The 23,561-nt window shown below is 45.1% G+C and carries 21 protein-coding genes and 1 pseudogene; 10 read left to right on the forward strand and 12 right to left on the reverse strand.

All coding sequences use genetic code 11. The annotated features are described in order from the left end of the window. Positions 1-316 precede the first annotated feature (316 nt). Positions 317-1,546 (reverse strand): autotransporter outer membrane beta-barrel domain-containing protein, encoded by a 1,230-nt coding sequence (locus ACSF8X_RS19730; RefSeq protein ID WP_047880709.1) that lies wholly within the window; start codon positions 1,544-1,546, stop codon positions 317-319. 409 nt (positions 1,547-1,955) lie between these two features. Here ACSF8X_RS19730 and ACSF8X_RS19735 point away from each other — a divergent pair, with 409 nt between their 5' ends. Further along, complete coding sequence (locus ACSF8X_RS19735) at positions 1,956-2,357, forward strand: hypothetical protein (RefSeq protein ID WP_500852092.1); 402 nt, start codon at positions 1,956-1,958, stop codon at positions 2,355-2,357. Between the two features lie 76 nt (positions 2,358-2,433). Further along, positions 2,434-2,730 carry a hypothetical protein gene (locus ACSF8X_RS19740; protein ID WP_047880659.1) on the forward strand — a complete coding sequence of 99 codons (297 nt, stop codon included), beginning with the start codon at positions 2,434-2,436 and terminating at the stop codon, positions 2,728-2,730. 82 nt (positions 2,731-2,812) lie between these two features. Here ACSF8X_RS19740 and ACSF8X_RS19745 read toward each other — a convergent pair. Then, positions 2,813-2,965, reverse strand: a pseudogene (locus ACSF8X_RS19745) (peptidylprolyl isomerase); the annotation flags it as partial. A 120-nt stretch (positions 2,966-3,085) separates the two neighbouring features. Here ACSF8X_RS19745 and ACSF8X_RS19750 point away from each other — a divergent pair. Then, entirely contained in the window at positions 3,086-4,648 is a 1,563-nt protein-coding gene (locus ACSF8X_RS19750) for a DNA cytosine methyltransferase (RefSeq protein WP_500852093.1), read from the forward strand. Between the two features lie 30 nt (positions 4,649-4,678). On the opposite strand, the gene ACSF8X_RS19755 is transcribed toward ACSF8X_RS19750, so the two are convergent. The 3 genes from ACSF8X_RS19755 to ACSF8X_RS19765 form a co-directional block, all read right to left on the reverse strand. Then, a complete protein-coding gene (locus tag ACSF8X_RS19755) occupies positions 4,679-5,656 on the reverse strand; it encodes a hypothetical protein (RefSeq protein ID WP_500852094.1) in 978 nt (325 codons plus the stop codon). Positions 5,657-5,834: 178 nt separating this feature from the next. Further along, the gene (locus ACSF8X_RS19760; protein WP_500852130.1) at positions 5,835-6,161 is read right to left on the reverse strand and encodes a peptidylprolyl isomerase; all 327 of its coding nucleotides are present in this window, start codon (positions 6,159-6,161) and stop codon (positions 5,835-5,837) included. A 190-nt stretch (positions 6,162-6,351) separates the two neighbouring features. Continuing rightward, positions 6,352-7,038, reverse strand: coding sequence for a VC0807 family protein (locus tag ACSF8X_RS19765; protein WP_500852095.1), 687 nt, complete (start codon positions 7,036-7,038; stop codon positions 6,352-6,354). Between the two features lie 220 nt (positions 7,039-7,258). On the opposite strand from ACSF8X_RS19765, the gene ACSF8X_RS19770 reads away from it, so the two are divergent. The 5 genes from ACSF8X_RS19770 to ACSF8X_RS19790 all read left to right on the forward strand — a co-directional run bounded on the left by ACSF8X_RS19770 (position 7,259) and on the right by ACSF8X_RS19790 (position 13,270). Next, positions 7,259-8,806 carry a glutamate synthase-related protein gene (locus tag ACSF8X_RS19770; protein ID WP_500852096.1) on the forward strand — a complete coding sequence of 516 codons (1,548 nt, stop codon included), beginning with the start codon at positions 7,259-7,261 and terminating at the stop codon, positions 8,804-8,806. A gap of 174 nt (positions 8,807-8,980) precedes the next feature. After that, the gene (locus tag ACSF8X_RS19775; protein WP_500852097.1) at positions 8,981-9,520 is read left to right on the forward strand and encodes a hydrolase; all 540 of its coding nucleotides are present in this window, start codon (positions 8,981-8,983) and stop codon (positions 9,518-9,520) included. A gap of 201 nt (positions 9,521-9,721) precedes the next feature. Beyond that, the gene (locus ACSF8X_RS19780; RefSeq protein ID WP_500852098.1) at positions 9,722-10,825 is read left to right on the forward strand and encodes an alkene reductase; all 1,104 of its coding nucleotides are present in this window, start codon (positions 9,722-9,724) and stop codon (positions 10,823-10,825) included. Between the two features lie 250 nt (positions 10,826-11,075). Continuing rightward, a complete protein-coding gene (locus ACSF8X_RS19785) occupies positions 11,076-12,017 on the forward strand; it encodes an alcohol dehydrogenase catalytic domain-containing protein (RefSeq protein ID WP_500852099.1) in 942 nt (313 codons plus the stop codon). Positions 12,018-12,430: 413 nt separating this feature from the next. Next, complete coding sequence (locus ACSF8X_RS19790; protein WP_500852100.1) at positions 12,431-13,270, forward strand: class I SAM-dependent methyltransferase; 840 nt, start codon at positions 12,431-12,433, stop codon at positions 13,268-13,270. Positions 13,271-13,341: 71 nt separating this feature from the next. On the opposite strand, the gene ACSF8X_RS19795 is transcribed toward ACSF8X_RS19790, so the two are convergent. From ACSF8X_RS19795 to ACSF8X_RS19815, 5 genes are all read right to left on the reverse strand, one after another. After that, complete coding sequence (locus tag ACSF8X_RS19795) at positions 13,342-14,031, reverse strand: zinc metallopeptidase (protein WP_500852101.1); 690 nt, start codon at positions 14,029-14,031, stop codon at positions 13,342-13,344. Positions 14,032-14,256: 225 nt separating this feature from the next. Then, the gene (locus ACSF8X_RS19800) at positions 14,257-14,550 is read right to left on the reverse strand and encodes a hypothetical protein (RefSeq protein WP_500852102.1); all 294 of its coding nucleotides are present in this window, start codon (positions 14,548-14,550) and stop codon (positions 14,257-14,259) included. A gap of 106 nt (positions 14,551-14,656) precedes the next feature. Beyond that, positions 14,657-15,568 carry a hypothetical protein gene (locus tag ACSF8X_RS19805; RefSeq protein WP_500852103.1) on the reverse strand — a complete coding sequence of 304 codons (912 nt, stop codon included), beginning with the start codon at positions 15,566-15,568 and terminating at the stop codon, positions 14,657-14,659. Positions 15,569-15,937: 369 nt separating this feature from the next. Next, on the reverse strand, positions 15,938-16,693 hold the full coding sequence (locus tag ACSF8X_RS19810) for a DmsC/YnfH family molybdoenzyme membrane anchor subunit (protein WP_500852104.1): 756 nt from the start codon (positions 16,691-16,693) through the stop codon (positions 15,938-15,940). Between the two features lie 79 nt (positions 16,694-16,772). Next, on the reverse strand, positions 16,773-18,161 hold the full coding sequence (locus ACSF8X_RS19815; protein WP_500852105.1) for an MFS transporter: 1,389 nt from the start codon (positions 18,159-18,161) through the stop codon (positions 16,773-16,775). A 382-nt stretch (positions 18,162-18,543) separates the two neighbouring features. Here ACSF8X_RS19815 and nagA point away from each other — a divergent pair, with 382 nt between their 5' ends. Both nagA and ACSF8X_RS19825 read left to right on the forward strand, forming a co-directional pair. After that, on the forward strand, positions 18,544-19,668 hold the full coding sequence (nagA, locus tag ACSF8X_RS19820; RefSeq protein WP_047880671.1) for an N-acetylglucosamine-6-phosphate deacetylase: 1,125 nt from the start codon (positions 18,544-18,546) through the stop codon (positions 19,666-19,668). Positions 19,669-19,848: 180 nt separating this feature from the next. Beyond that, on the forward strand, positions 19,849-20,742 hold the full coding sequence (locus ACSF8X_RS19825; protein ID WP_500852106.1) for a LysR family transcriptional regulator: 894 nt from the start codon (positions 19,849-19,851) through the stop codon (positions 20,740-20,742). 99 nt (positions 20,743-20,841) lie between these two features. On the opposite strand, the gene ACSF8X_RS19830 is transcribed toward ACSF8X_RS19825, so the two are convergent. Continuing rightward, entirely contained in the window at positions 20,842-21,144 is a 303-nt protein-coding gene (locus ACSF8X_RS19830) for a hypothetical protein (RefSeq protein WP_500852107.1), read from the reverse strand. Between the two features lie 366 nt (positions 21,145-21,510). Continuing rightward, on the reverse strand, positions 21,511-23,478 hold the full coding sequence (locus ACSF8X_RS19835; protein WP_500852108.1) for an alkyl/aryl-sulfatase: 1,968 nt from the start codon (positions 23,476-23,478) through the stop codon (positions 21,511-21,513). Between the last annotated feature and the right edge of the window lie 83 nt (positions 23,479-23,561).

The following is a 23,561-nucleotide window of genomic DNA, read 5'->3' on the forward strand; positions in this document are numbered from 1 at the left end:
GCAACCGCAGATAATGTAAATTTCACGAAAAGTCCCTGTATTAATATATTTGAAGCTATGGGGGGGAAGTGGGATTGTTTTTTATATTTTCGGATGAGTCTATTGAGAGCCTTCCTCACATTCTGTGACAAGAATCAGCATATTTCTTTTTTGTTTCAGATGATTACAAATACCAGCTCTAAATCACCCTTTGTGCAGGCTTTTTTTTGCCCGTAAATCACATCTAACACGTTGCAACGCCCACAAAAAAACCGGCAATCTGCCGGTTTGTATTCGAGTTTGCCTCATTCAAAGCAAACAGAACGTATCGCGAGCATTAATCGAGTGACATGCTGACACCAAATGACACCGTGTGCGCTGATATGTCATCATGCCAAAGCAAGCTGCTGGCCTCTATATACCCGAACCAATCTTCATTAAATGCACCCGATATCCCCAAGTGCATCCTTCCATATAGCTGATCATCCGTTTCAACCACAATCGGCAAAATACTCCCAGAATGATTAGACTTCAGCTGCGAGATGATACTTTGCTTACCCGGGGCAATGTCGTAGTGTACATATCCCTTGGCATAAGGCTGGAAGATACCTACCGAGGTGCGGAACGGATGCGACAAACTTATACCAGAAATCAACATGGTTGATTGCAAGGCATCCACATCATCAATTTGGGAAAACAAGTAGTTACTGCTAGTTAAAGCCGAACGCTCTTGATAGCGGTCTGAATCTGATAGGGTATATTGCAGGCTACTTTCCAACGCGATATTCAGGTAGTTGTACTCAAATATGTACCCACCGCCAACCGAAAATAGCCAAATATCAGAGTCAGCCTCATTGGTATTATTCACCACGGTGTCGGTATACAAGGTCACCTGTCGCTCTATGTCGGTATCCATAACCGCATAACTGGCATTAAAATCCAAATACCATGAATCTTGCAGGTAACTGAAGTAACCTGATGCAATAAGGCCATCTACTTCCGTATCGTTGGTTTCGCTCATGGGCTTGTAGAACGGTAGACCGAGTGTCATACCGAAAAGGTAATGCTCACGGAACAAGTAATCACCACCCAAGGTCAACGAATAGCCGGAATACTCTTGTTCATTGGTTTGATTTGGCCGATTAGGATCACCGCCTAATAAACGGTTTTCCAACCGTACATATCCACCAAACTGAGCACTTTTTTGGCTAGGGAGATCGTGAATCGAAGGAATGGTAGGTGATGAACCTGATGGTGACATCATAGAGCCAAGATTTGAATTACCAAAATGTGTGGCATTCCTTGTTGAGCTTGCTCTCTCTGCCATACCAGCAGTACGCAATCCCGGCGAAGAACGTCTCAAGTTTGTTCTTACTTTTTTATCGACCCTATCCCCTCGTACACTGTCTGCCATTGATATCATACTCGAAACAGCAGCATACATATCATCTGGAATGTACTCCCCCAACGTGGAACTCTCGCTTTCTTGCTTGGCATCTGCTCCCCAAATTACCACAAGCAGAGTGACAGGAAGGCACCGACTGGTAGCTTGCTTAGACAACAACATAACGCCCCCAAAAAACGTCATCACTGTGCTATCAGCAGCTTTCTTTCATGTTCAACCGAACAGAAGATCCTTGAGTATTAGCGTCAAAAATTCGGGCTGTTTATCCATACATAAAGAGAACTGCATCACACTAATAGTTATTCTTGATAAGTATAGAAAGGCGGTATTCCCCATTTTGTCGCAATAATGAAACGTTCATAAAAATCATAACAACCCGATACTTCCCTCATGAACAAAAGCACAACTGGAATAATCAGCCGTTGGGAACTTAACGTAAGATGCTTTGTCCAAATATCATTGTTCACATCTCGACGGTGACAAACGAAACAAAAACAATGGCAATGAGCGCATCAGCATCACGCCTCGCTATTTTCGAGTACGCCGTCCGTAATATAGAAACAAGGCCTTCATGAAAGTACTGCCACTCATCGTGCTCCTGACAAGCACCACCGCCTTCGCCGCGCAGGATTACGATACGATCAGCGATAAAATTTGCGACTGCCTAAAGGCCCCTTACCAAGAAGCTGACAAAGCAATGGAAATGCTCGCAGCCGCCCAAAAAAGCGGTAACCTGTCAGCCCTGGTTAACTCACAAGATGAAATGATGGTGGTGCTCAACACTGCACGACTGTGTATGGAAGATATTCGTGAGCGCTATCCCGAAATAGGGCAAAGCACTGCCGCTCAAGATACCGTCATGAAAATGACCGATGATAAATGCCCCAACCCTTTATCTAGCCCACAAACACCTAAAGACACAGCGAATCCAAAATCCTCGCAGACAATAACAAGTACCGAACTCAGGCCATAAGGCTATCTCAACACGGCCGTCTCCCCCACGCATTGAGGTGTTACAATAATGTAAACGTCGAATAAAGGGAGGCGGTATGGCGATAGCTGCGCAGATCAAACAAGGGATGTTTACCCTACTCTTTCACTATCGGTATTTTTTTAACCTTACCTACAAGCCATTACTTGGGCTCTCGGTCATAGGAATGGGCATTGCTGGCGTACTTTGGTTTGATGCCTACTACAATGCTGCCAGCTATGTCGGCGTGGGAAGCCTATGCGGTGCCTTTTGGCTTGCTGCCATCCGGTTCGTTTATCCAGTGCTGCTAAGCTGGTGTGACCAACGCCACCAGCCGTCCTGTGTCGTCACTTTGCACCCTCATCACAGAAGGTAAAAACAAAAAAAGCACCCTTGGGTGCTTTTTCAATAGACATTCATCCGCTTTGCCTGATTCAGCAAGGCGTTATGACTGCAGCTTATACCACGTACAAAACCTTGATAATATGCCAGCCGAATTTGGTCTTAACCGGCTCAGGGATCAAACCACGCATGTGATTATTTTTCATCTTTAGCGCTTCACTGGTGCTGATCGCTTTGCCTGAAAAAACAGCCTTGTCGAACTGGGTGATGCTATATAACGCAACAATCTTACGCTAGCTAAAAACTTGCTCATAAATTTCCCTAGCTTTCAGTACCCAAAACCACTGTCTTTATATACAATAGTGCAAATTTTTTTCCTGAGTTGTGTTATGAACCATATCGAACTATTTGCAGGCTGTGGTGGCTTGTCCCTTGGCCTAGATTCCGTTGGCTTTGAGTTACTGCTAGCAAATGAAATCTCTCCTATGGCTGCGGAGACATTCACCTATAACTTTTTTAAAGAAAATCTGCTTGAGAAAGCTGATAACCAAGAAAAGCCAGAAAATGCTCTATGGGTCAGTAGCCAATTTGAAGATCTAAAACCTCGACTCAGAGAAAACCCATTCGAGTACCCTGAACTAGGTAAAGGTGTTAATGACTTTGAAACTTATGCCCCACATCAGTTAAAAGGAAAAATGTTAGTTGGTGATATCAAGCATATCAATCAACTTCTATCTGAAAACCAAGAGCTAAAAAACTCAATCTCTCATGCTTTTAATGGCACTAACTTGGGCGTTGACTTGGTTTCAGGTGGACCTCCTTGTCAAAGTTTCAGTATGGCTGGAATGCGAAAGAAAGACTGCGATAAAAACAGCTTACCATGGGAATTTGCCAAGTTCGTTGAACATGTTCAGCCTAAGATTGCGTTGCTAGAGAATGTGACAGGTATACTACGCCCGTTTTCAGACGATGACGGCAACAAATATCATGCTTGGTTTGAAGTGGCAAAAGTCTTTGCTAGTCTAAATTATGTTCCACTTTGCTTACATATTAATGCGAAATATGCAGGTGTCGCTCAAAATCGACCTCGCTTTATCATGATCTCTGTTCGCAGAGATTACTTAAATAGCATTATTCATACGTTTAGTGAGAAAGAACAAGCATTGTTTGAATCTGGTATCGCCTTATCGAATAGTATGCGCGATAACATTGAACCTAAATTTGGAATTCTTCAGTATTTCGATGTAGAGAAGCAAGAAAATGCCTTCAAGAGCACTTTCTTACAGAGCTTAATACAGTTCAAAGGTCATGAGTTTAGTGTTAAACAAGCGATTGATGACTTGTGTACTAATAATGCGAAGTCATACTACGTCAATTTACTCAATGACCTATTAGGTGAACAGACTGAAGAAATCAACAACTTTGCTCCTAAGATGAACTCTGAGTCTGTACAGCGTAGATTTAGGATTTATCAAGTACTAACTAAAGTCTCGAAGACTACTGAGAAAGAAGTAAAAGAAGTGCTTAAAGGTAAAGATATTGAATTAACAGACATTGCAGCTCAAGAGCTTATGGGGTTTGATTTCCTATTTGAAAATGAACAAAGTCTTCGAAAAGCTGTTGATGGTAAAGAAATCCTGTCTTTGCTTCTTGCTCATAAAACTAAGAAGCAAACCCAGAAGGCACTTAACCCTGATGCACCAGCACCAGCTGCGTTAAGTATCCCAGATGATGCTTGTCACTATGACCCATTAAGAACACTTACTGTTAGAGAAATGGCAAGGGTACAGTCTTTCCCTGATTCATTTGTTTTTCGCTCTAAACTTTCTACTGGTGGTTTAAGTCGACGATTCGAAGTTCCACAATACACCCAAGTAGGTAACGCAGTTCCTCCACTATTGGGCAGAACTTTAGGATATATTATCAAAGATCTCCTTAACCGAAATAGATAATAAAAAAGCCCTATCGGGCTTTTTTATTATCTATAAGTTAGCAACTTGTTCTATAAATTCTTCAAACGTTATACATTTCTCGTCAAGCCACTTCAAACGAGTTCTACAAAACATTATCTGATCAGGATCAGGCTTAGTTTTTCGTTCTTCCTCGCGAGCTCTTTCTAAAGAAGATTCAATGGCTCTTGCCTTCTCTTTTTCTGTTACAACATAGAAAATATCTTCTTTGATGAATTTTGAAATTATCTCGCTACCTATGTCATCAGTTGTCTTTGTTGAAGCACTACAACCGTTAAATGATACAAAATAATTTCTCTGTCCGGCGACCAACTCACTAGTTGTTAAGCGAGTACGATCATTCGAGCTAATTTGAACTGCTATATACGCTTTAACTTGCTCTGGTATAGTAGCATAAGGGATTACAATATCAGTATCAGAACCTTCGGAAGTGAATTGGGTTCCATAATCCTCATTTTTCTTCAAGCCTCTTGATTGAAGTAAGGCTTCAACAACTAACTCACCACCACTACCTGCAAAAGATTTACGAGCTTGGCTCAGGCTACCTTCTGCATAAACGCCAAGGATTAAAATAATACGATATTTTTGAGCATCATCTCCATTATCTAAAATGCTACACACCTTATCATAAAGAGCTAGTGCAGAGCCTTCTAATGGAAATTCCGGATCGTCTTTCCATGCCGAGAAATTATCAACTACACCATATAACCTTGCATTTAGATGTTGTAAAGCAAGCTCGTATACTTCTTGTAATGCGTCTTCAGCAAATTCACTTGGTGTCTGATCAGCTCTATTGTCAACAAAATCTTTCAAAAGATTAAATCTTGCTTTATTAAATGAGCCACCACTACTAGCCTCCATGTCTTTTCTCCAAGCCATGTAGCCATTTTTATAAAAGATCTTTTTAAAATCTTCTTTTAGTTCCAAGTGTTCCTTAGAGCCAATCGTATTACCGTTACTTATTTGTTCAAGTAGCTCTACTGTATTCATAGTAAATTCTCATATAAAATTCGGAGAGAGATTACTACTTGTTTATGCGACAGTCTACGTATCCATCAGTTAATAAAGAGATTTATCAGAGAAAATGGCATTATTTATACATTCATCAAAAATAATTAAAACTGAAAACAAAAAAGCGGCTTAATTATAGCCACTTTATCCATTCCACTTACAGTACAAACAATACTTTGATTACATGCCATCCAAATTTCGTCTTAACAGGATCAGGAATCAAACCTCGTAAATTATTATTTTTCATCTTCAGCGCTTCACTGGTACTGATCGCTTTGCCTGAAAAAACAGCCTTGTCGAATTGCGGTACCATCGCGCCTTTGCGGAACTCGCCCAGATCCCCACCTTTTTTGCCTGATGGGCACGTTGAATACTTGGTGGCCAGTGTTTGGAATTTGGCACCTTGCTTCAACTGTTTAAGAATATCATCGGCTTGCTCCTTGTGCTTCACAAGGATATGCAATGCATGCGCTTTACTGGCCATAATTATTGTCTCTTTCACTATCAATGCCGCGCATTTTACACGATAGCCAAGTGACCTCAAGTGTAGATTGTTCAACAGGCTACCGCTGAAAATCTCGCCAAACACACTATCGCCCAGCGATGACAAGATGCTTGCGAGGCAATAAAAAACCGCCTATGTAGGCGGTCTTTTCTGTCTATCCTGCCGAACCTTACTCTGTTTTCAGGATCTGCGCGGTTTCAAGCTGGGTCATCTGACGGATTTGACGCCACATGTAGAAGAAGATACCCATCATCATAATCATCGAAGGGATCGCAATGGCTGGGTAGCTCACTAGCGTTAGACGACCTAATTCCTCATTGAATGCCTGAGTGCCTGATGGACTGGTGACAATCATCTTCGCCAGCACATAATTCATCACCGAAGAGAAAGCGAAAGTACCGGCAAACAAATAATTCGACACAAGCAATTGACGGTCAAAAGCCGGTTTCTTGCCGAACTCATTCAGCTTTTCATTGATCAGCGGCAGGTTCAGCACGGTATCATTGAACAGCATCTTGCTGACTACAGGATACTTGGTGAACGTCGAGGCAAACACACCAATACCAATCAATCCCGGGATCAAGGCTTCCTTAACAGCCAGCCATTTGGCATCAAGCTGCAACAAACCAATACCACCGGTTAGCAACACGCTGACAAAGCCGAGCAAAGAGATAAAGTTAAACTTTTTGTACTTGATTAGCTCATAACCACCAAACCCCACAGGAAAGGCCAATGCAGCCAGTAAGGCCCCGACTGAGCCAAGATACTCATCACCACTGAGTTTCATCAGGATGACTGAAGGCACGACCACATTAAAAATCAAATCATTAAGCGGGCTTTGTTTCTTTTCTGTCATAATCTTTTACAAATTTATCCAACTGCAAACGTCCGCATTGTTTCGTGATTTGCCGCTGCTGTAAAGAGGTGGACGGTTACAAAAGATTAAAAAGGAGGGATAGGTTCGACCCAGCAGCTTTTTGCATCCCCTTTCTCTCCTTTACTATAGTGGAAAAAATTGCCCTCTCATCCATACTTTTCACAAACTTGCCCACATTGGTTGTAGAGAAGGAGGTTGCATGTCCAACCCGGTAATCGCAAAAATCCAGCCACTCAAAGTTCAATTGGAAAAAGACAAAGATTACTATTTTTGTACCTGCGGCCGCTCCAGCAAGCAACCTTTCTGTGATGGCTCCCACCAGGGCACAGGCTTCACCCCCAAGGCCTTTCGCGTAGACAAACCCCAACAAGCATTTCTCTGCGGCTGTAAACATACGGCCAATTCCCCGTTCTGCGATGGCTCTCATCAACAGTTCGACTCCGGCATGGTCGGCAAAGAAGGCCCCGGCGTCACGGCCTCTCCCGCTGAAGAGATGCCTCCGGCCAAGGCAACCCGCGAAGAGCCCACCATTGAGTTTATCCACCAACTTGCCAGAGAAGGACTGAGCCAACTCGGCCACCATGGTCCGATGACGGCAATGGGCGTCCCCCGCTACCAACTACCCGACTGGGACGATATCCAGATTATGGTCGCCCAGATGGCAACCAAGCCGTTACAGGATGATGCCAGCGTTGGCACGGAGCTGGTCATCGGGCCGCGGGCTAAAAAACCATTGGTCTTAGATACCCCACTGTTTATTTCCGATATGAGCTTTGGGGCTCTCTCTGAAGAAGCCAAAATTGCACTGGCGATGGGGGCCGAACTGGCCGGTACGGGCATTTGCTCCGGCGAAGGCGGCATGCTGGCCGAAGAGCAGCAAGCCAACTCCCGCTACCTGTATGAGCTCGCCAGTGCCAAATTCGGTTACCACGAGGGGCTGCTCAACAAAATTCAGGCATTTCACTTCAAGGGCGGCCAAGGGGCGAAAACCGGCACCGGTGGCCACCTGCCCGCCGCCAAGAACATAGATAAAATCGCCAAGACCCGCTGCCTTGAAGAAGGAACAGAGGCCATTTCACCACCAACCTTTACCGATCTTCGAACCGTCAGTGACTTTGCCGCATTTGCCGAAAATGTCAGGGCCATTACCGGTGGCATTCCCATCGGCTTCAAACTGAGCGCCAACCATATAGAAAGAGACATAGGGTTTGCCCTTGAGGCAGGTGCCGACTACATCATTCTTGACGGCCGTGGCGGCGGCACAGGGGCAGCCCCGCAGATGTTCCGTGACCATATCAGCGTGCCGACTATTCCGGCCCTCGCCCGCGCCCGCTATTTCCTCGACAGGCAAGGCGTAAGCAATGACGTAACCTTAATCATTACAGGGGGCTTACGTACCCCGGTCGATTTCATCAAAGCACTGGCGCTAGGAGCCGATGGGATAGCCCTTGCCAACAGTGCGATGCAGGCCATAGGCTGTGTGGCCGCCCGAATATGCAATACCAACCTCTGTCCTGCCGGTATTGCCACCCAGAACAAAGATCTCCGGCAAAAGCTCAACCCCGAAAAGAGCGCCCGCCAACTGGCGAATTTCCTCCAAGCATCCACCGCGCTCATGCAAGTCATGGCCCGAGCCTGTGGGCACCGCCACCTCAACCAATTCAGCAAAGACAACCTAGCCACCTGGCACCATGATATGGCCCGTCTTGCAGGCATTGAATTCTCAGGCTTCAAACAGCGCGAATAACCTACTCAAGAGACAAGGACGGTTACACATTACGGTACAGAAACAATAAATGCGTATTCCCGATCACAATACGCATTTGATCTCATTGATTGAAAAGCCCTTAGGCTCTGTTATACCCATCACAGCAACTACAAAAATAGCGCCGTTACCAAGTGCCTTAACAAGGAAAAGAATATGTTAACCGTTAACGATACTGCACTCGTCATTGTTGATGTTCAGGGCAAGCTGGCTCAAATCATGGATGAGCGAGAAACGCTTTTCTATCATCTCGAAGCGATGGTCAAAGGCGCTAAACTACTCGGCTTGCCCATCATCTGGGTTGAACAACTGCCAGACAAACTGGGGGCAACTATCCCTGAGATAAGCCAACACCTTGTTGGACATGAGCCCATCGCCAAAAGCACATTTAGCTGCTACGAAAACGCCGATTTTGTCGAGACCCTAAACGCCATCCCCTGCAAGAATCTGCTGGTCATGGGGATAGAAGCGCACATATGTGTATACCAAACGGTGAAGCAACTACTTAATGCCGGTTACCACGTCGAAGTGGTTACTGATGCCGTTTCATCACGTTCTGCGGATAACAAAGCCCTCGCCATTGCCAAAATGCAGCAAGCCGGGGCGCATATTACAGGAACAGAAATGGTGCTGTTCGAGCTTCAACACATCGCCGAAGGCGAGCGCTTCAAAGAGTTACTCAAAATCATTAAGTGACAATGTCACGCAGACAAAGGTTTACTATTCCCTATTTACAGAGAGAATGTTCATATGTGTTATACGTTTACTCAAAGGCTATTCAGTTTATGGGGTTGCTCACTTTTGCAAAAATAACAAAAATCTTTTGTCATTTTATCTCTCAATGATCTTGGGTTAGATCGATAAAATCTTCGCAACAGATTTAGAGAGGGTAACCCCATGACAACTGCACTATTCCAACCTATTCAGCTTGGTGACATTACAGCAACTAACCGTATTGCAATGGCGCCAATGACACGGTCACGCACGACTCAGCCGGGTGATGTGCCAAATGAGATGATGGCGATTTATTACGGGCAACGTGCAAACGCAGGCTTGATCGTAACTGAGGGTTCTCCAATTTCAGCGGTAGGTCGCGGTTACTCCATGACTCCAGGTATCTACACTCAAGATCATATAGATGGCTGGAAGAAAGTAACGTCTGCTATCCATGATGCTGGCAGTAAAGCATTTATCCAACTTTGGCATGTGGGTCGTCGTAGTCATTCGACGATTTCAGGTGAACAACCTCTCGCACCATCAGCGATCAAGGTGCCGGATCAAGTGTTTGGTCCACTACCTGAAGGTGGCTTTGGCATGATTGAAACGCAAGAGCCAAAAGCGATGACGCAGCAAGATATCAACAATACGATTACTGATTTCGTTCAAGCAGCGAAGAACTCTATCGCCGCAGGTTTTGATGGTGTCGAGATCCATGCCGCACACGGTTACTTGTTTGATACTTTTATGCGCCTTGAAAGCAACCAGCGTAATGACCAATACGGTGGTAGCCAAGAAAACCGTATTCGCTTTCTCATCGAAACGTTAGAGGCGGTGTGTAACGCTATCGGTAGCGAAAAGGTTGCTGTGCGTGTGTCGCCACACGTGATTGAAGGGTTCGCTGAGGAAGACCCTGAAATCATCGAAGTGATTCTAAAAGCTCTTGAGAAAATAGCGCCCATGAACTTAGCGTATGTTCACTTTTCTGAGAACATCTCTCGCTATATTGAGGTTCCAGAAGAGTTTCGTCAGCAGGTTCGTGAAGTATATCCGAACCGTATTATGGTAGCGGGTAAGCTAACCAAAGAGAATGCTGCGACACTGCTGAACAAGCAATACGCAGACCTAGTTGCATTTGGAACACCTTATGTAACTAACCCAGACCTAGTTCAGCGTTTCTCAAATGATTGGCCCCTGACTGAGTTTGATGCGGATGCACGTCTTACTTTGTACGGTGGTGATGAGAAGGGCTATATTGATTACCCTGAGTATCAACCCGCTTAACTGCTGAAATACTGATATAACAAGGCCCCTAAAACGTATTTAACAGATCGCTTTAGGGGTTTTTCTATCCATTCAGCCAAGACTTATCAACAATGCCACCTTGTTGATTTATCTACTCGAAGATAGGCAAGACAGATTATTAATATTCAATGACGCTTTAGATTGGTAAGGCATCAAACCCATCTAGTGTCGATATACTCTATAGATGGCCTCGAGAACGAGCAAATTACTTCACAATTAAGGAGTCCATATGACCAACCATCGTATTTGGGCATACAAGCCGGAAACAAATTCGGTCAAGCTTTCGACTGCCGAATTGCCACAATTAGGCGAGGAGCAGGTTCTCGTTGAAAACAAGGCCATTGGGATCAATCCGGTCGACTGGAAGTTTGTCAACACCAATCCACTTAATTGGCAAGAGAACCATATTGCAGGTGTTGACGGTGCAGGCGTAATTGTTGAAGTGGGCTCAGGGTTGCCAAATAGTCTTATTGGCCAACGAGTGACTTATCACACCTCATTATTGACTAATGGTAGTTTTGCCGAAAAAACCATTCTGGAGTCTGGCCGTTGGATGACTATACCAAATGAAATGTCATTTGAACTTGCTGCATCCCTACCATGTCCTATGCTAACCGCATTCCAAGCATTCGACAAAATCCCTACTCGCGCAGGGTTTAGCGTTCTAGTCGTTGGGTTTGGTGCTGTAAACAACATCGTTGCTCAATTGCTAAGTGCTAATGGGTTCAAAGTCGATGTCTTATCAGCAAGCATTGATGATGAGTACGCCCGCTCTATTGGCATTCAGAACATCTACCGTAAACCAGAGGATGTCCCAGATGGCTACTATGCCATTTTTGATGCTGTCAGTGGCGCTAACGCCGCTAAAATAGCAACTCGACTTCGTGCAAATGGTCATATCGTTTGTATTCAAGATCGAATAAATACTCCTGTTGATGAACCTTTCACCCGCTCGCTTTCATACCATGAACTTGCACTGGGTGCGCTGCACAACTTCGGTGACAATCAAGATTGGAACTATTTAATGCACAACGGCAGTTTATTGCTTCAGAAGATTGTTGGCGGTACCCTCAAAACAGCAGCGATCACAACATTTAGGTTTGAAGATCTACCAATAGCACTGAAGCACAGCGAAAAAACCAAACAAAAAACAGTATTAAATCTTAGTTAACACATAGCTACTTGGGAGGGTGATTAGCTCTTAGGTTATTGCCCCAAAAATCTCATGGTGGTTTAAGCGTTATCAACACCTCTTGAGGCACTTCTGATTTACGAAGTGCCACTTGTGAAGTTTCTGGACATAAATGAGCCAGTGACTTGGCTAAATTAGCTCTCTACGGATTAGTTTATGTATGGCTATAACCAGCAGTAACACTACTTTCTAAAGCCATAACCACACCAATTGACACCATCACTAACTTAATATAGCCTTCGCTCAATTCTTACTTTCCCTAAGGAGGCATTTGCAATGATTATTAATAAAAAAACTATTTATTTAACGCGTCCTTACTGCATTTTAGGACACTCATCGTCCCTATAGCTTGTTGTGAGGACGACAACTAAATCATTGTCGGAATTGCAAAAATGTTTAAAAAAATTAATAAAGCAACCACTAGACCTGTCGTTTGGTCTGAATATACAGCAGATGTTCTTTGGACTGATAGCCATATAGCAAAGCAAATGCTGGCTTCTCACTTAAATCCCGATTTATGCCTTGCCTCTAGGACTACTCCTTTTATTGAAGAATCTGTTGAATGGCTGGTTTCTGAATTTAAGCTAAACGAAACCTCAAAAGTCATTGATTTTGGTTGTGGCCCAGGGCTTTATACTCATCGATTCAAAGAAAAAGGTCTTGGTACCGTTGTTGGTTTGGATTTCTCTAAGAACTCCTTGATGTATGCGTCAGAACAAGCGAAACAGTCTAGCCTTGCTATCGAGTACAACTATTGTAACTATCTTGAATATAGTGATTCACGACAGTTCGATTTAATAACCTTAGTAATGTGCGACTTATGTGCATTGAATCCTGATCAACGCTCTGAACTATATAAAAAATTCAAGTCACTACTCGCTCCAAATGGCTCGGTTGCTCTTGATGTTTATACAACAACAAGATTTGCTACTCAAAATGAATCCCTAAACCTTGAAAAAAACGCTATGAATGGTTTTTGGAGTGACGAAGATTATTGGTGTATTCAGTCTTCATTCAAATATGAGGATGAGAAGGTTACCTTGGATCAATATGTGATCTCTCAGGAAGACAAAGAGTGGACTGTATTCAACTGGCTTCAACACTTCACTATAGAAGACCTAAGCCAAGAGATAGGAGCTCACGGCCTTGAGATTAAGCGAGTTTACAGTGATCTAAAAGGTACACCATTTGTAGATGGTGATGAAATGGCATTAATTATTGGTCATAAATAGTTAACACCTGACTAAAAAGGAGGCTATACGCCTCCTTTTCACACTTAGAGTTGCTGTCATACTCGCAGCCATTACCGACGGAGCACCGCTATCCATCGCCCCAAATTTAGCAAGCTGGTCAGCGACGCAGCAACATAGGTCAGCGCCGCTGCCTTGAGAATTTTCTCCGCATGCTCCAGATCACCATCATGCAGATAGCCGCCTTTCTGTAGAATCGGCAGAGCTTTGCCATAACTGGCATCGAACTCAACCGGAAGTGTCAACAGGTGCACCATGGTACTTAGTGCCATTGAAATAATGCCAATCATGATTGTTATCGCCCCCGCTTGCGGCAGGCGGGTTAGCATTAAGACAAGCGGAGCAGCCACTAGCATCATTCCGGCAATACGCTCGCCGACCATGGCCGTCTTTACGAGTTTCTGCCGTGCAAGGAACAAGGACTCTCCACGTGAATCCTGAATTGCATGCCCCACTTCATGGGCAGCCACAGTCACTGCCGTCAGCGAATATCCTGAATAGTTGTCCGGAGCCAGACGCACAGCCTTAGCGACCGGATCATAGTGATCACCGGCAGAGGTCTCCTCTACCTCGACGTTACCCAAGCCGAAACTGTCCAGCAGGTGGCGGGCAAGTTCCCCACCACTTCCCTGCTTGTGGTAGCGATCAGCTGGCTGTCTGTACTTTTCCATCACATGCTTGACCCACAAGCCCGGCAGAAAGACGCATATCGCGATTATGAGTAATATGACTATCCAGAACATTTAAATCAGTATCCATGAGCAATTGTGTGACTACTACATATTATACGTATAGAAATAAGCAGCGGATGCCCGCCGACAATAGGATGACTCGAAGGTGGACAAAAGAAAGTCAGTGGTTTTGCTAAATTAGTAACCAATAAATTACTTCAAATAGGGAAAAGTTATTCAGCTCAACGCTTGATATTGACAGGGATATTAATAGTGATATATGCCTAGGGTTATGCCCTAGGCACCGTTTCTTATTGCTAGTTTTTGAGCTGTTCTACCATCAATAAAGAATCTTAAGGATGCGTAAATAAAGATTACTACCTGCCCCCATCCAGCCCAGATGTTTGGCTCGGTATTCATTCTAAAATACAAATACAAGCTAGGAATAAGACCTAACACAATAACCTTTATCACATAAGAGGTTAGCGCATCACCATCAACACCTCGCCCACTCTTAACAAATGCAGATGGCATCGTTCCAAGAGATTGCGCAAAAATGATAAAACTTGCTACAGACCAGTCAGTGGACATTATGATGTCTTCATACTTACCGTTGAACGCTTTTATTAGGCAAAGCATTGCGAATGGAATGAATATGAATGCATAAGCGTTGTAAAGTGGCCTATAGCTTAGCTTTTTATAGTTGGATTTGTTCACCGTCTACGAGATCCATTTCAACTGTTACATTTTTAATAATAGCGTTCTTTATTTCGTATGATTTCCCAGTAATGTGCTTATCGTACTCAACCTTAATCTTCAAACTATGTCGAGCTGTAACCACCGGAATTTCCCCATTTTGGTACTGATTTAGCCAATCACAGTCTTTATCAAAGTGAGCTTTATACGTATCTTTTGTCAGTTTGCTCTTAAGTTCCCACTGGTATCGACCAAAGTTACATGGGCGAATAACTTTCACTTCATCGTGACCACGATAAGGAACCACTTTGGTTACTGCCATCTTTGATACAGGGACTTTAGATCGGAACTTTGTATTAATTGGTACAACATTGTCCTTGTTGATAATGACATCAACGCGTTCGCCTTCTTCAAGGTTCTCATTGCCTTCAGAAATTAACTTTAGTATCTCAGCTAGTTTTACTGGATCTATGTAAGGAGAGTGTCCCTCTATATCGAAAACGTCTGCAATTCTCTCTTCAATAGACTCCGCAAGTTGGATAATCTCCTTAGGATCAATAATCTCGGGTTTTTTGATAAGAATATCGCTGAGTTCATGGTCTGAGCCGTCATCGATAAAGTTTTCAAACTTGCCTTTAACGTTTACGAAGATTCGGGATAGAACTGACGAAAACGAACCATTCTCTACACTTGAGAACGTGTATCTAAAATTTGAGTCAGGATATACTGACTGCAAAACAAGTTTGTTGAACTGTTCCATTGCATTCACGTAGCAGCCCATTGCCGTAAAAATTTCATGCGCATCATGTCGTTCTGGGTTATTCCAAATTTTGATGCGGATATTTCCGTCGTTGTAGTCAGGCTTTGGTTGCTGTGAGTTGTTTGAACATTCCATAGTTTGTTCTGCGGACATTGCGATCTCGAACCTTGATATTAGAAACTAATTGAGTACGCATTATATTGAATAAATTGGATTGATGGTTAATTAAATTGCTGAAAAGTAGAGAGATGAAGCAAAGCTAAAGTGAGATGTTGAATACAATGTTAGTATGCCCCTTCGGACAGCCTTTGGTAGGAAAAAGGCATATTAAAAGAATGTGAGTCCGTTGTTGCTCTAAACATCAACGGAGCAATTCCAATTTACACTTTTAGCCACAGAACAAATGATACTCCCATTGTAAACACCCCGTTCTTAGCTCCCCCTCGCCTGCGCACAAAAAAGCCGCGAATGAATCGCGGCTTTCTCTATTGGTTTACTTATTACAGCTAATGCAAGTTGATATTAGTAACCCACCGCCGCAAAGTAAGAGGATGCGAACATTAGCACTAAGGCAAAGGTCATCACATTGAGTGCTGGTTTACTCTTGGTCAGAGCTGGCATCCACCATACCCCGATAGCGGCAATCATCAACCCAAGGCTGACCACCTGTGAAACAAACGGCCCCAGCTCACCGGCGCTTTCATAACGCGCGGCAAGATCACCCAGCTGTGGTACTCCGGTAATCAAACATACGATACCAATGAAGCAGCCCAACAATGGCAAATACTTATTCGCCTCTTCAACCTTATGCTCGGCCCTTACCAACGAGGCATGAGCCAGCAACGTGCCGCCGCACAGTGTCGTGGCAATAAAGTGTGAAGCCACCAGCCAGTCGGCATTACGCAGCAATAGGCCATGAACAAGATACGCCACTCCGGCTACGAACGCCGCCGCTAGCAGCAACTTGCGAAACTTATCGCTGCCAACCAGTGATTTTTCTGCAAACCAATACACTAGCGCCAAGGCAAAAAAGCTAATGACCATTAAGGCCTCGGTGCTTGGCTTGTATCCTACGGCGGCGAGGATCAACGTCACTTCACGCAGGAATAGAGCCGAAAACAGCATCAACCACAATGCAGGCATTGTTCGATGAAGTCGGTCTGACTGGCCAAAACACAGCTTACCGCTGAAAATCACCCCGGCTAAAACAAGAAATGCGCCAATGGCAAGCTGGGAAAATACACTAGAAAGAATTAACGGCCATTCATACCAAGCCATGATCTCTACCTCTATTACGGCTCAATGCCGCATTATTCTGCAAGGAGGCGTATTGTGCCCTACCTTGCCCGAAAAGCAATTAGGGTTTTTGCGTACCGACAGCGCCGGATAAATCTTGCACTTTCAGCAGAATAACCGCACAGACAAACGCAAAGACAGCAATGATACCCATACCGGCGTAGGTCAGGGTGAATCCCTCACCGAGCTGCAAGGGATGATAGGCAGACAAGCCATCACTGCCCCCCTCGCCAACAAGTACCGGCACTTTGATATGAAACAGTGCGGAGCACACGGCTACGCCGACAGCGCCGCCTAGCTCACGGCCATAGCCAAACATCGAAAGCCCGATACCCCGATCTGTCGGCGGCAACACATTCTGCACCACCACGTTGAGTGACGGCAGGGTTAGCCCCAAACCCAACCCTGCGACAGCCAGTGCTACCTTGGTCATCACCCCGGCATAGAGCATGGCCAGCGCCACAGCCGCCATCGCAAAACCAATCACCACCAAGGATTTATACAAGCCGGTGCGGGCTATACGCTTACCGCCAAAATAAGCACCAGTGGTGATGCTCATCATGAATACCACCATGATTACCCCTGCCGCCGATGCCGTCATCCCGTACTGCCACTGCAATTGAAGCGGCAAGTAAACCAGAACCGCAAACATCAATAGCTGAGAGCACAGAATCAACCCGACACTCACCATATAGCCCGGCAACACGAAAATACGCCCCGGCAAAATAGGATCGCGAACGTTACGCTCCACCACGGTGAAAAGGATCAGTGAAACTACAAGCGCCACAGCAACAAGCAAGGAATCCAGCGCGGTTTCCGGTGACAGCAACAACAACAGCAAAGTCGTCGAGATCATCAACAATAAAGCACCAAACCAATCGAAGCGACTATTACGGCCATGATTAAGATGTTTGAGATGGGTATTGATCAACAAAAGCGCCAACCCGCCAAGCGGGAGATTTATCCAAAAGACCCAGCGCCAGCTCAAGTGCTCGGCAAAGAAACCACCAAGCAATGGCCCCGCGATGCTCGATACCGCATAAACTGCGGAGATATAACCCTGATACTTGCCGACCTCCCGCGCCGGGATAGTATCGGCAATCACGGTGAAAGCGAGGGCAATCAGTCCCCCGCCACCGATACCCTGCAACACACGCGAACCGATCAGCATCGTAATATCTTGTGACATCGCACACGCGATCGAGCCGAGAATAAACAATACAACGCTGGTATTGAGCATTTTCACACGACCGAAAATATCACTCAGCTTGCCGTAGACCGGCAGCACAGCGGTGGCTGCCAGCAAGTAGGCGGTGACCACCCAGGTAAGAGACTGCCCCGCCCCCAGATCAGCACCGATAATCGGCAAGGGGGTTGTCACAATACTTTTTTCCAGCGAGCCCAACGCAATAACCAGCGCGACGCTGGAAAAAATAATCTTTGGGGACATAGTTACTCCTAACAGCTGGCAATTCAACGCCCTGAATTGCCAGCAAAACGAACAGCTTGACCGTATAGAATAATGGATCATTCAAAATCGATAAACATTTCCCTCAGTAGCTGCCCCTAATCTTTTATATTGACTGGATTTTCTTTTTTTGAGCACTTCAATAACAAGCCCGCCCCTTGCTTGAAAAACCCAACAATGCGCATACTGCGCATATCCAAATTTGACAAACCAAGCAAGATCACATAACTTAATTCTTAACGATAAATAAGTATTTGAAGATCAGCGTTATGCCTCATTAACCACTTTTTTTGGTTGCCAGTAATGAGATTCAGGGACAGATTCCAGATTCGCGCCTCTTCAACGACGCACAATAGGAACCATTATGTACGCGATTACCAATATCCATGTTTTTGACGGTACAACTACCCACCTCAATCAGGCCATTTTCGTTGAGGGCGATACGATCACGGCAATTGTGCCGATGATAGAGGCTGAGTTGCCAGAGACTGTTTTCGACTATCACGGCAAAACCGCAACGGCCGGATTTATCGATCTTCAGATTAACGGCTGTGGCGGCGTCCTTTTCAATATCGACACCAATGCCCAAGCTCTCGACACCATGAACAAAACCAATCTTGCTCATGGTACAACCCAGTATCTTCCAACCTTTATTACCAGCGACCACGATACAATGAGCAAAGCCATTGACGTGGTATCCAACATCAAAAACAAAACGGCCGAAGGCATATTGGGCCTGCACCTTGAAGGGCCCTTTATCAGCAAGCACAAGAAAGGCGCTCACAACGAGAACCACATCCGTATTCTCGATGAGCTAACCGCTCACTATATTGCCGATAACAAAGAGCACGTTGCCGTGGTAACACTGGCCCCGGAAGAAACCTCGCAGGACGTTATCAATATATTAAACGATGCTGGCATCACGGTTTCTCTGGGCCATACCAATGCCAACTACCAAGATTTGATCGCCAAAGACAACCTGAAAATGGCGACCCACCTATACAACGCCATGACACCGCTGGGTTCGCGCGAGCCGGGCACTGTCGGCTATATCTTCGATAAAAAGCCCTACGCCGGCATTATTGTCGATGGTATTCACTCCGACTACGCCTCGGTACGCATTGCCCACCAGATCATGCAAGACAAACTGTTCATGGTGACAGATGCCGTTACCCCGGCAGGTACTGATGTGACCGAATACGACATGGCAGGCACCAAGGCCTATGTAACCAACGGCAAATGCCATTACGAAGACGGCACCATTGCCGGGGCTGCCATCACCATGATAGAAGGCGTTCGTAATCTGGTTAACCATGTCGGGATCAGCCTTGAAGAAGCCCTGCGCATGGCAAGCCTGTACCCGGCCAAAGCGATCGGTATTGACGACCAATACGGCAAACTGGCCCCGGGATACAAAGCCAATATCACCATCTTGGATCAAAACACCGCTATTTGTGGCGTTTTCCAAATGGGACAACAGCGTATCTGATAGTTGATCGCTTCCCTGTCTTGTTAAAGCACAGCCAGCACTCTCTTGCTGGCTGTGCCGACTTTCGCCAATCAGCCTCTAGCAAAATAATACCGACATTAAATCACCCCAAAGCCTGCATATTGAGGCTGCTTAGGTATAAACTCACACCATCCGTTACTTCTTCCCTCGATAATCACAATGATGCTAAACAGCCAGTGGCTCAATACATTCCTGACTCTTGTCGATATTGGGCATTTTACTCAAACCGCCGAAAAGCTGTACATGACACAGCCGGGCGTGAGCCAGCATATTAAAAAACTAGAAGCGCAGGTCGGAACGCCGTTGCTGATCCGAATCGGCAAGCGTTTCGAGCTCACGGCTGCTGGCGAGACCTTGTACCGATATGGGCTAAAACGCCTAGAAGAAGAGAATTCCGTACTCTCGTCACTGCAAGAAGATGATGCCCACCAAGGGGAATGCCGCTTTGCCTGTTCGGGCTCAATGGCCATGTACCTCTACCCGCATTTTCTCGAGCGACAACGGCACGCTCCCGGCCTGACACTCTCGATGGAAGCAGCGCCCAACCATAAAATCATCAATGATATAAAAGAGAACCGCGTTGATGTTGGGATCATCACTCATCCCGTAGACACATCGGAATTTGAGCAAACAGCGATAGGCTCAGAATCACTGTGCGTCGTCGCACCAGCACAATACCCTATCGAAGAGAATGATTTATCGGCTCTTTACCAATTGGGCTTTATCAACCACCCCGATGGTAAACATTACTTGCAACAAATCCATCAGGCCAATTACCCTGATGAGCATTTCGATTTCAACAGCATCACGCTTTCAGGGTACGTCAACCAACTAGGCCAAATATTGCTGCCCGTTGCCCAAGGGCTTGGTTTTACTGTGCTACCAGAAAAAGCGGTACGCATGTTTCCCAACCAAGATGCCATCCAAGTCATATCCCTACACCGCAACGTGGAACAACAGCTGTACCTAATCGTAAAAAAACATCGCCCTCTTGCCAAACGCTACACGTTCTTCATTGAGCTAATCAATGACCTGATTAAACGCCCTTCCTGATATTTCCATACAAAAACGCCCTGACTCTACCAAGGTATATCAGGGCGAAATACATCTTCAAACAAACACATTTCAGGTCGGCATCCTTACTGTTGAACCCTATAAGTCCCTCATTAGGGTCTCATACTCGTCTACTGCCACTTCAATTAGCTTGGCTAACTCCTCTGCATCGTCGTTGGATAAATCAATATGCCACCTCACACTGTCAGGCATAAGTTGATCTTTGCAAACAAGCTCTGTCCGTTTACCATTTGAGTAAAAATGTAACTCCTCAAACTCGCCTTTGAGTTGATCACTGTTTTCCAGGATATTCACTTTCAATTCCCCTGTTGGGATCACTGTAATATCCGCATGTAAACCTGTATCACCCGGTAAAGTGAAATACCTATGCTCAGCCAACATATTCCAGCCTCCTATCCGAATTTAGCCATGACTACCGGCATCGCTTGCATCTCAGGAAAATACATCATCCCACTTGCAAAAACTGCCAGTGATAACCTTGCGTTGGTGCCAGCCAGTACCGCTTGGTTTATTTAAGTTTAGCCAACCCAGATAGGGGCGATTTAATATTCATCAAAAATACACATATATTCAGCAGAACTTTGCAGAAGGTCAATATTCTGTGCATTCGCCCTATAGAGATACGTTTTTGGCACAAAATTAGCGTTCAATTTCCTAACACCAAATAAAATCACCAGATTTTATACACAAATCCCCCATCAAACCGAGTCAGTTTAATGGGGGACGGTAATGAAAATCAGGGAGCAATTATGGCGTAACGACACCGAACCACATATCGAACTTCTCAAATACAGACATTAGCTGTTTGAAAGCTGCCGGATCTGAAACCGTAAACCTGCCATCTTTCATTTCATCATTGAGTGTGGTCTTTTTCGTAATCATGTTTTCAAATGCCTGACGCGTTAAGTTGATATTGAGATCAGCATCTTCAAACTGTTTGTCTGAGTAAGATTTCAGCACTGAGTGACTCAGATCCATCGCATATTGGCCTTCGCCCTCAACGTTAATATTCACCTTCAATGCCATATCCTTCGCCACCTCCGGATTGATGGTGACGCCCAGATACTTCATAAATTGGGCAAATGGCATGTTAACGGCAATAGCTGCTGTATTCGGCGTAGGCACAGGTTTAATGCCATCACGCAGTTCTTTGGCTCCGCCAAGGTAATAGTTGCGCCACGGCCCAGATTCAGCCTGATAACCTAATTGCTCCATCGCATCTGCTTCAAGATAACGAGCATCACTATTGTTCGGGTTGGCAAAGGTAACATTATTCAGCAGCGTCACTGCCCAGCGATATTCGCCATTTTCAATCGCAGTTTTAGCCAGCGCGATGACTTTGTCTTCACCGCCAATCGCCTCCACATACTTCGCCCCCTGCTCAGATGGTGTCAGTGGGTTAAGGTTCGCCGGATTACCATCCCACCATGCCCCAAAGTAATAGTCATAAGTGGCTCGAGCATTGTGAGAAATGGTACCGTAGTAGCCACGGTTGTACCATTCTTTACCTAGTGAGTCAGGCAGTTTGATGGATGCAGAAATTTCATTAGGGGTATAGCCCTTATTAGCCAGCCGCAATGTTTGGTCATGCACGAACTTGTACATATCGCGTGTTTTCTCTAACTGGCTCTGAATTTTCTCTTTACCGAATGTTGGCCAGTGATGCGACGCTATCATTGTGTCTGCTTTGCTGCCGTACGTATGCAAAGCTTGGTCGACGTAGGTTGCCCAAGATGATGCATCACGCGTTTTTGCTCCACGCAACGTTGATATGTTATGAACCGTATGAGTCATAACTTCTGCTGCCATCAGGGTTTTGTATTGTGGGAAATAGAACATAAATTCTGATGGTGCTTCAGACTCTTGAGCCATCATGACTTCAAGTTCTACACCGTCCACAGACATTTTTTGCCCTGTATGATCGGCAATGTGGGTCGCTCTCACAATCCCCGGAGCCCCCGAAGAGGTCGTTTTACCCAAACCGCCATCCACCTGCCCTTTACTGCTGGCTTCAAGCAAGTTGCCATACATATACGAAGCACGGCGTGACATAGCGGTACCAGCCATTAGGTTTTCAGCAATCGAATGGCTGAAGAAGCCTTCAGGAGCCAGAATGTCAACGTTACCCGCATCAATGTCTTCTTGGCTGGTAACGCCCAGAATGCCACCAAAATGGTCGACATGAGAGTGGGTAAAAATCACACCGGTGACAGGCAAGTCCTCAACATGTTTGCGCAGAATCTGTAACCCTGCGGCAGATGTCTCTGGAGAAATCAGAGGATCAATGACTAGCCAGCCTTTGTCACCACGGATAAATGACATCACAGAGAGATCAAAACCACGAACCTGATAAATACCGTCTTTTACTTTAAACAAGCCATCAATATTGTTGAGTTTGGCCTGACGAAGCAAAGATGGATTGATCGTTTGAATATCTTCATTGTGATCAATGAAATCGTACTTACTAAAATCCCAAACAACATTGCCTTGGGCGTCTTTTATCGTTTTCTCAGGCCAGGTTGCAATGAAACCTTTTGAAGCATCAGCAAAATCTGACTGATTTTCAAAATTCAAATACTGTTTAAGCTGCTCATTTTTATCAATAGTAAAGCTTGAAGCGTCCTTAGGCTCATTGGTAATTGGGGCGGCGAAGGACAACGTCGGCGCTAAGGTCGAAATGATAGCGAGTGACACGATAGATTTTTTTAATAGCATGGTTCGTCTCTCTTCATTCTTGCAACTGATAAACGTTGCAAACCGTTTGATTTATCTGTTGATGAAGAGATGATAGTGAGATT

The sequence above is a fragment of the Photobacterium panuliri genome, from assembly GCF_059920555.1.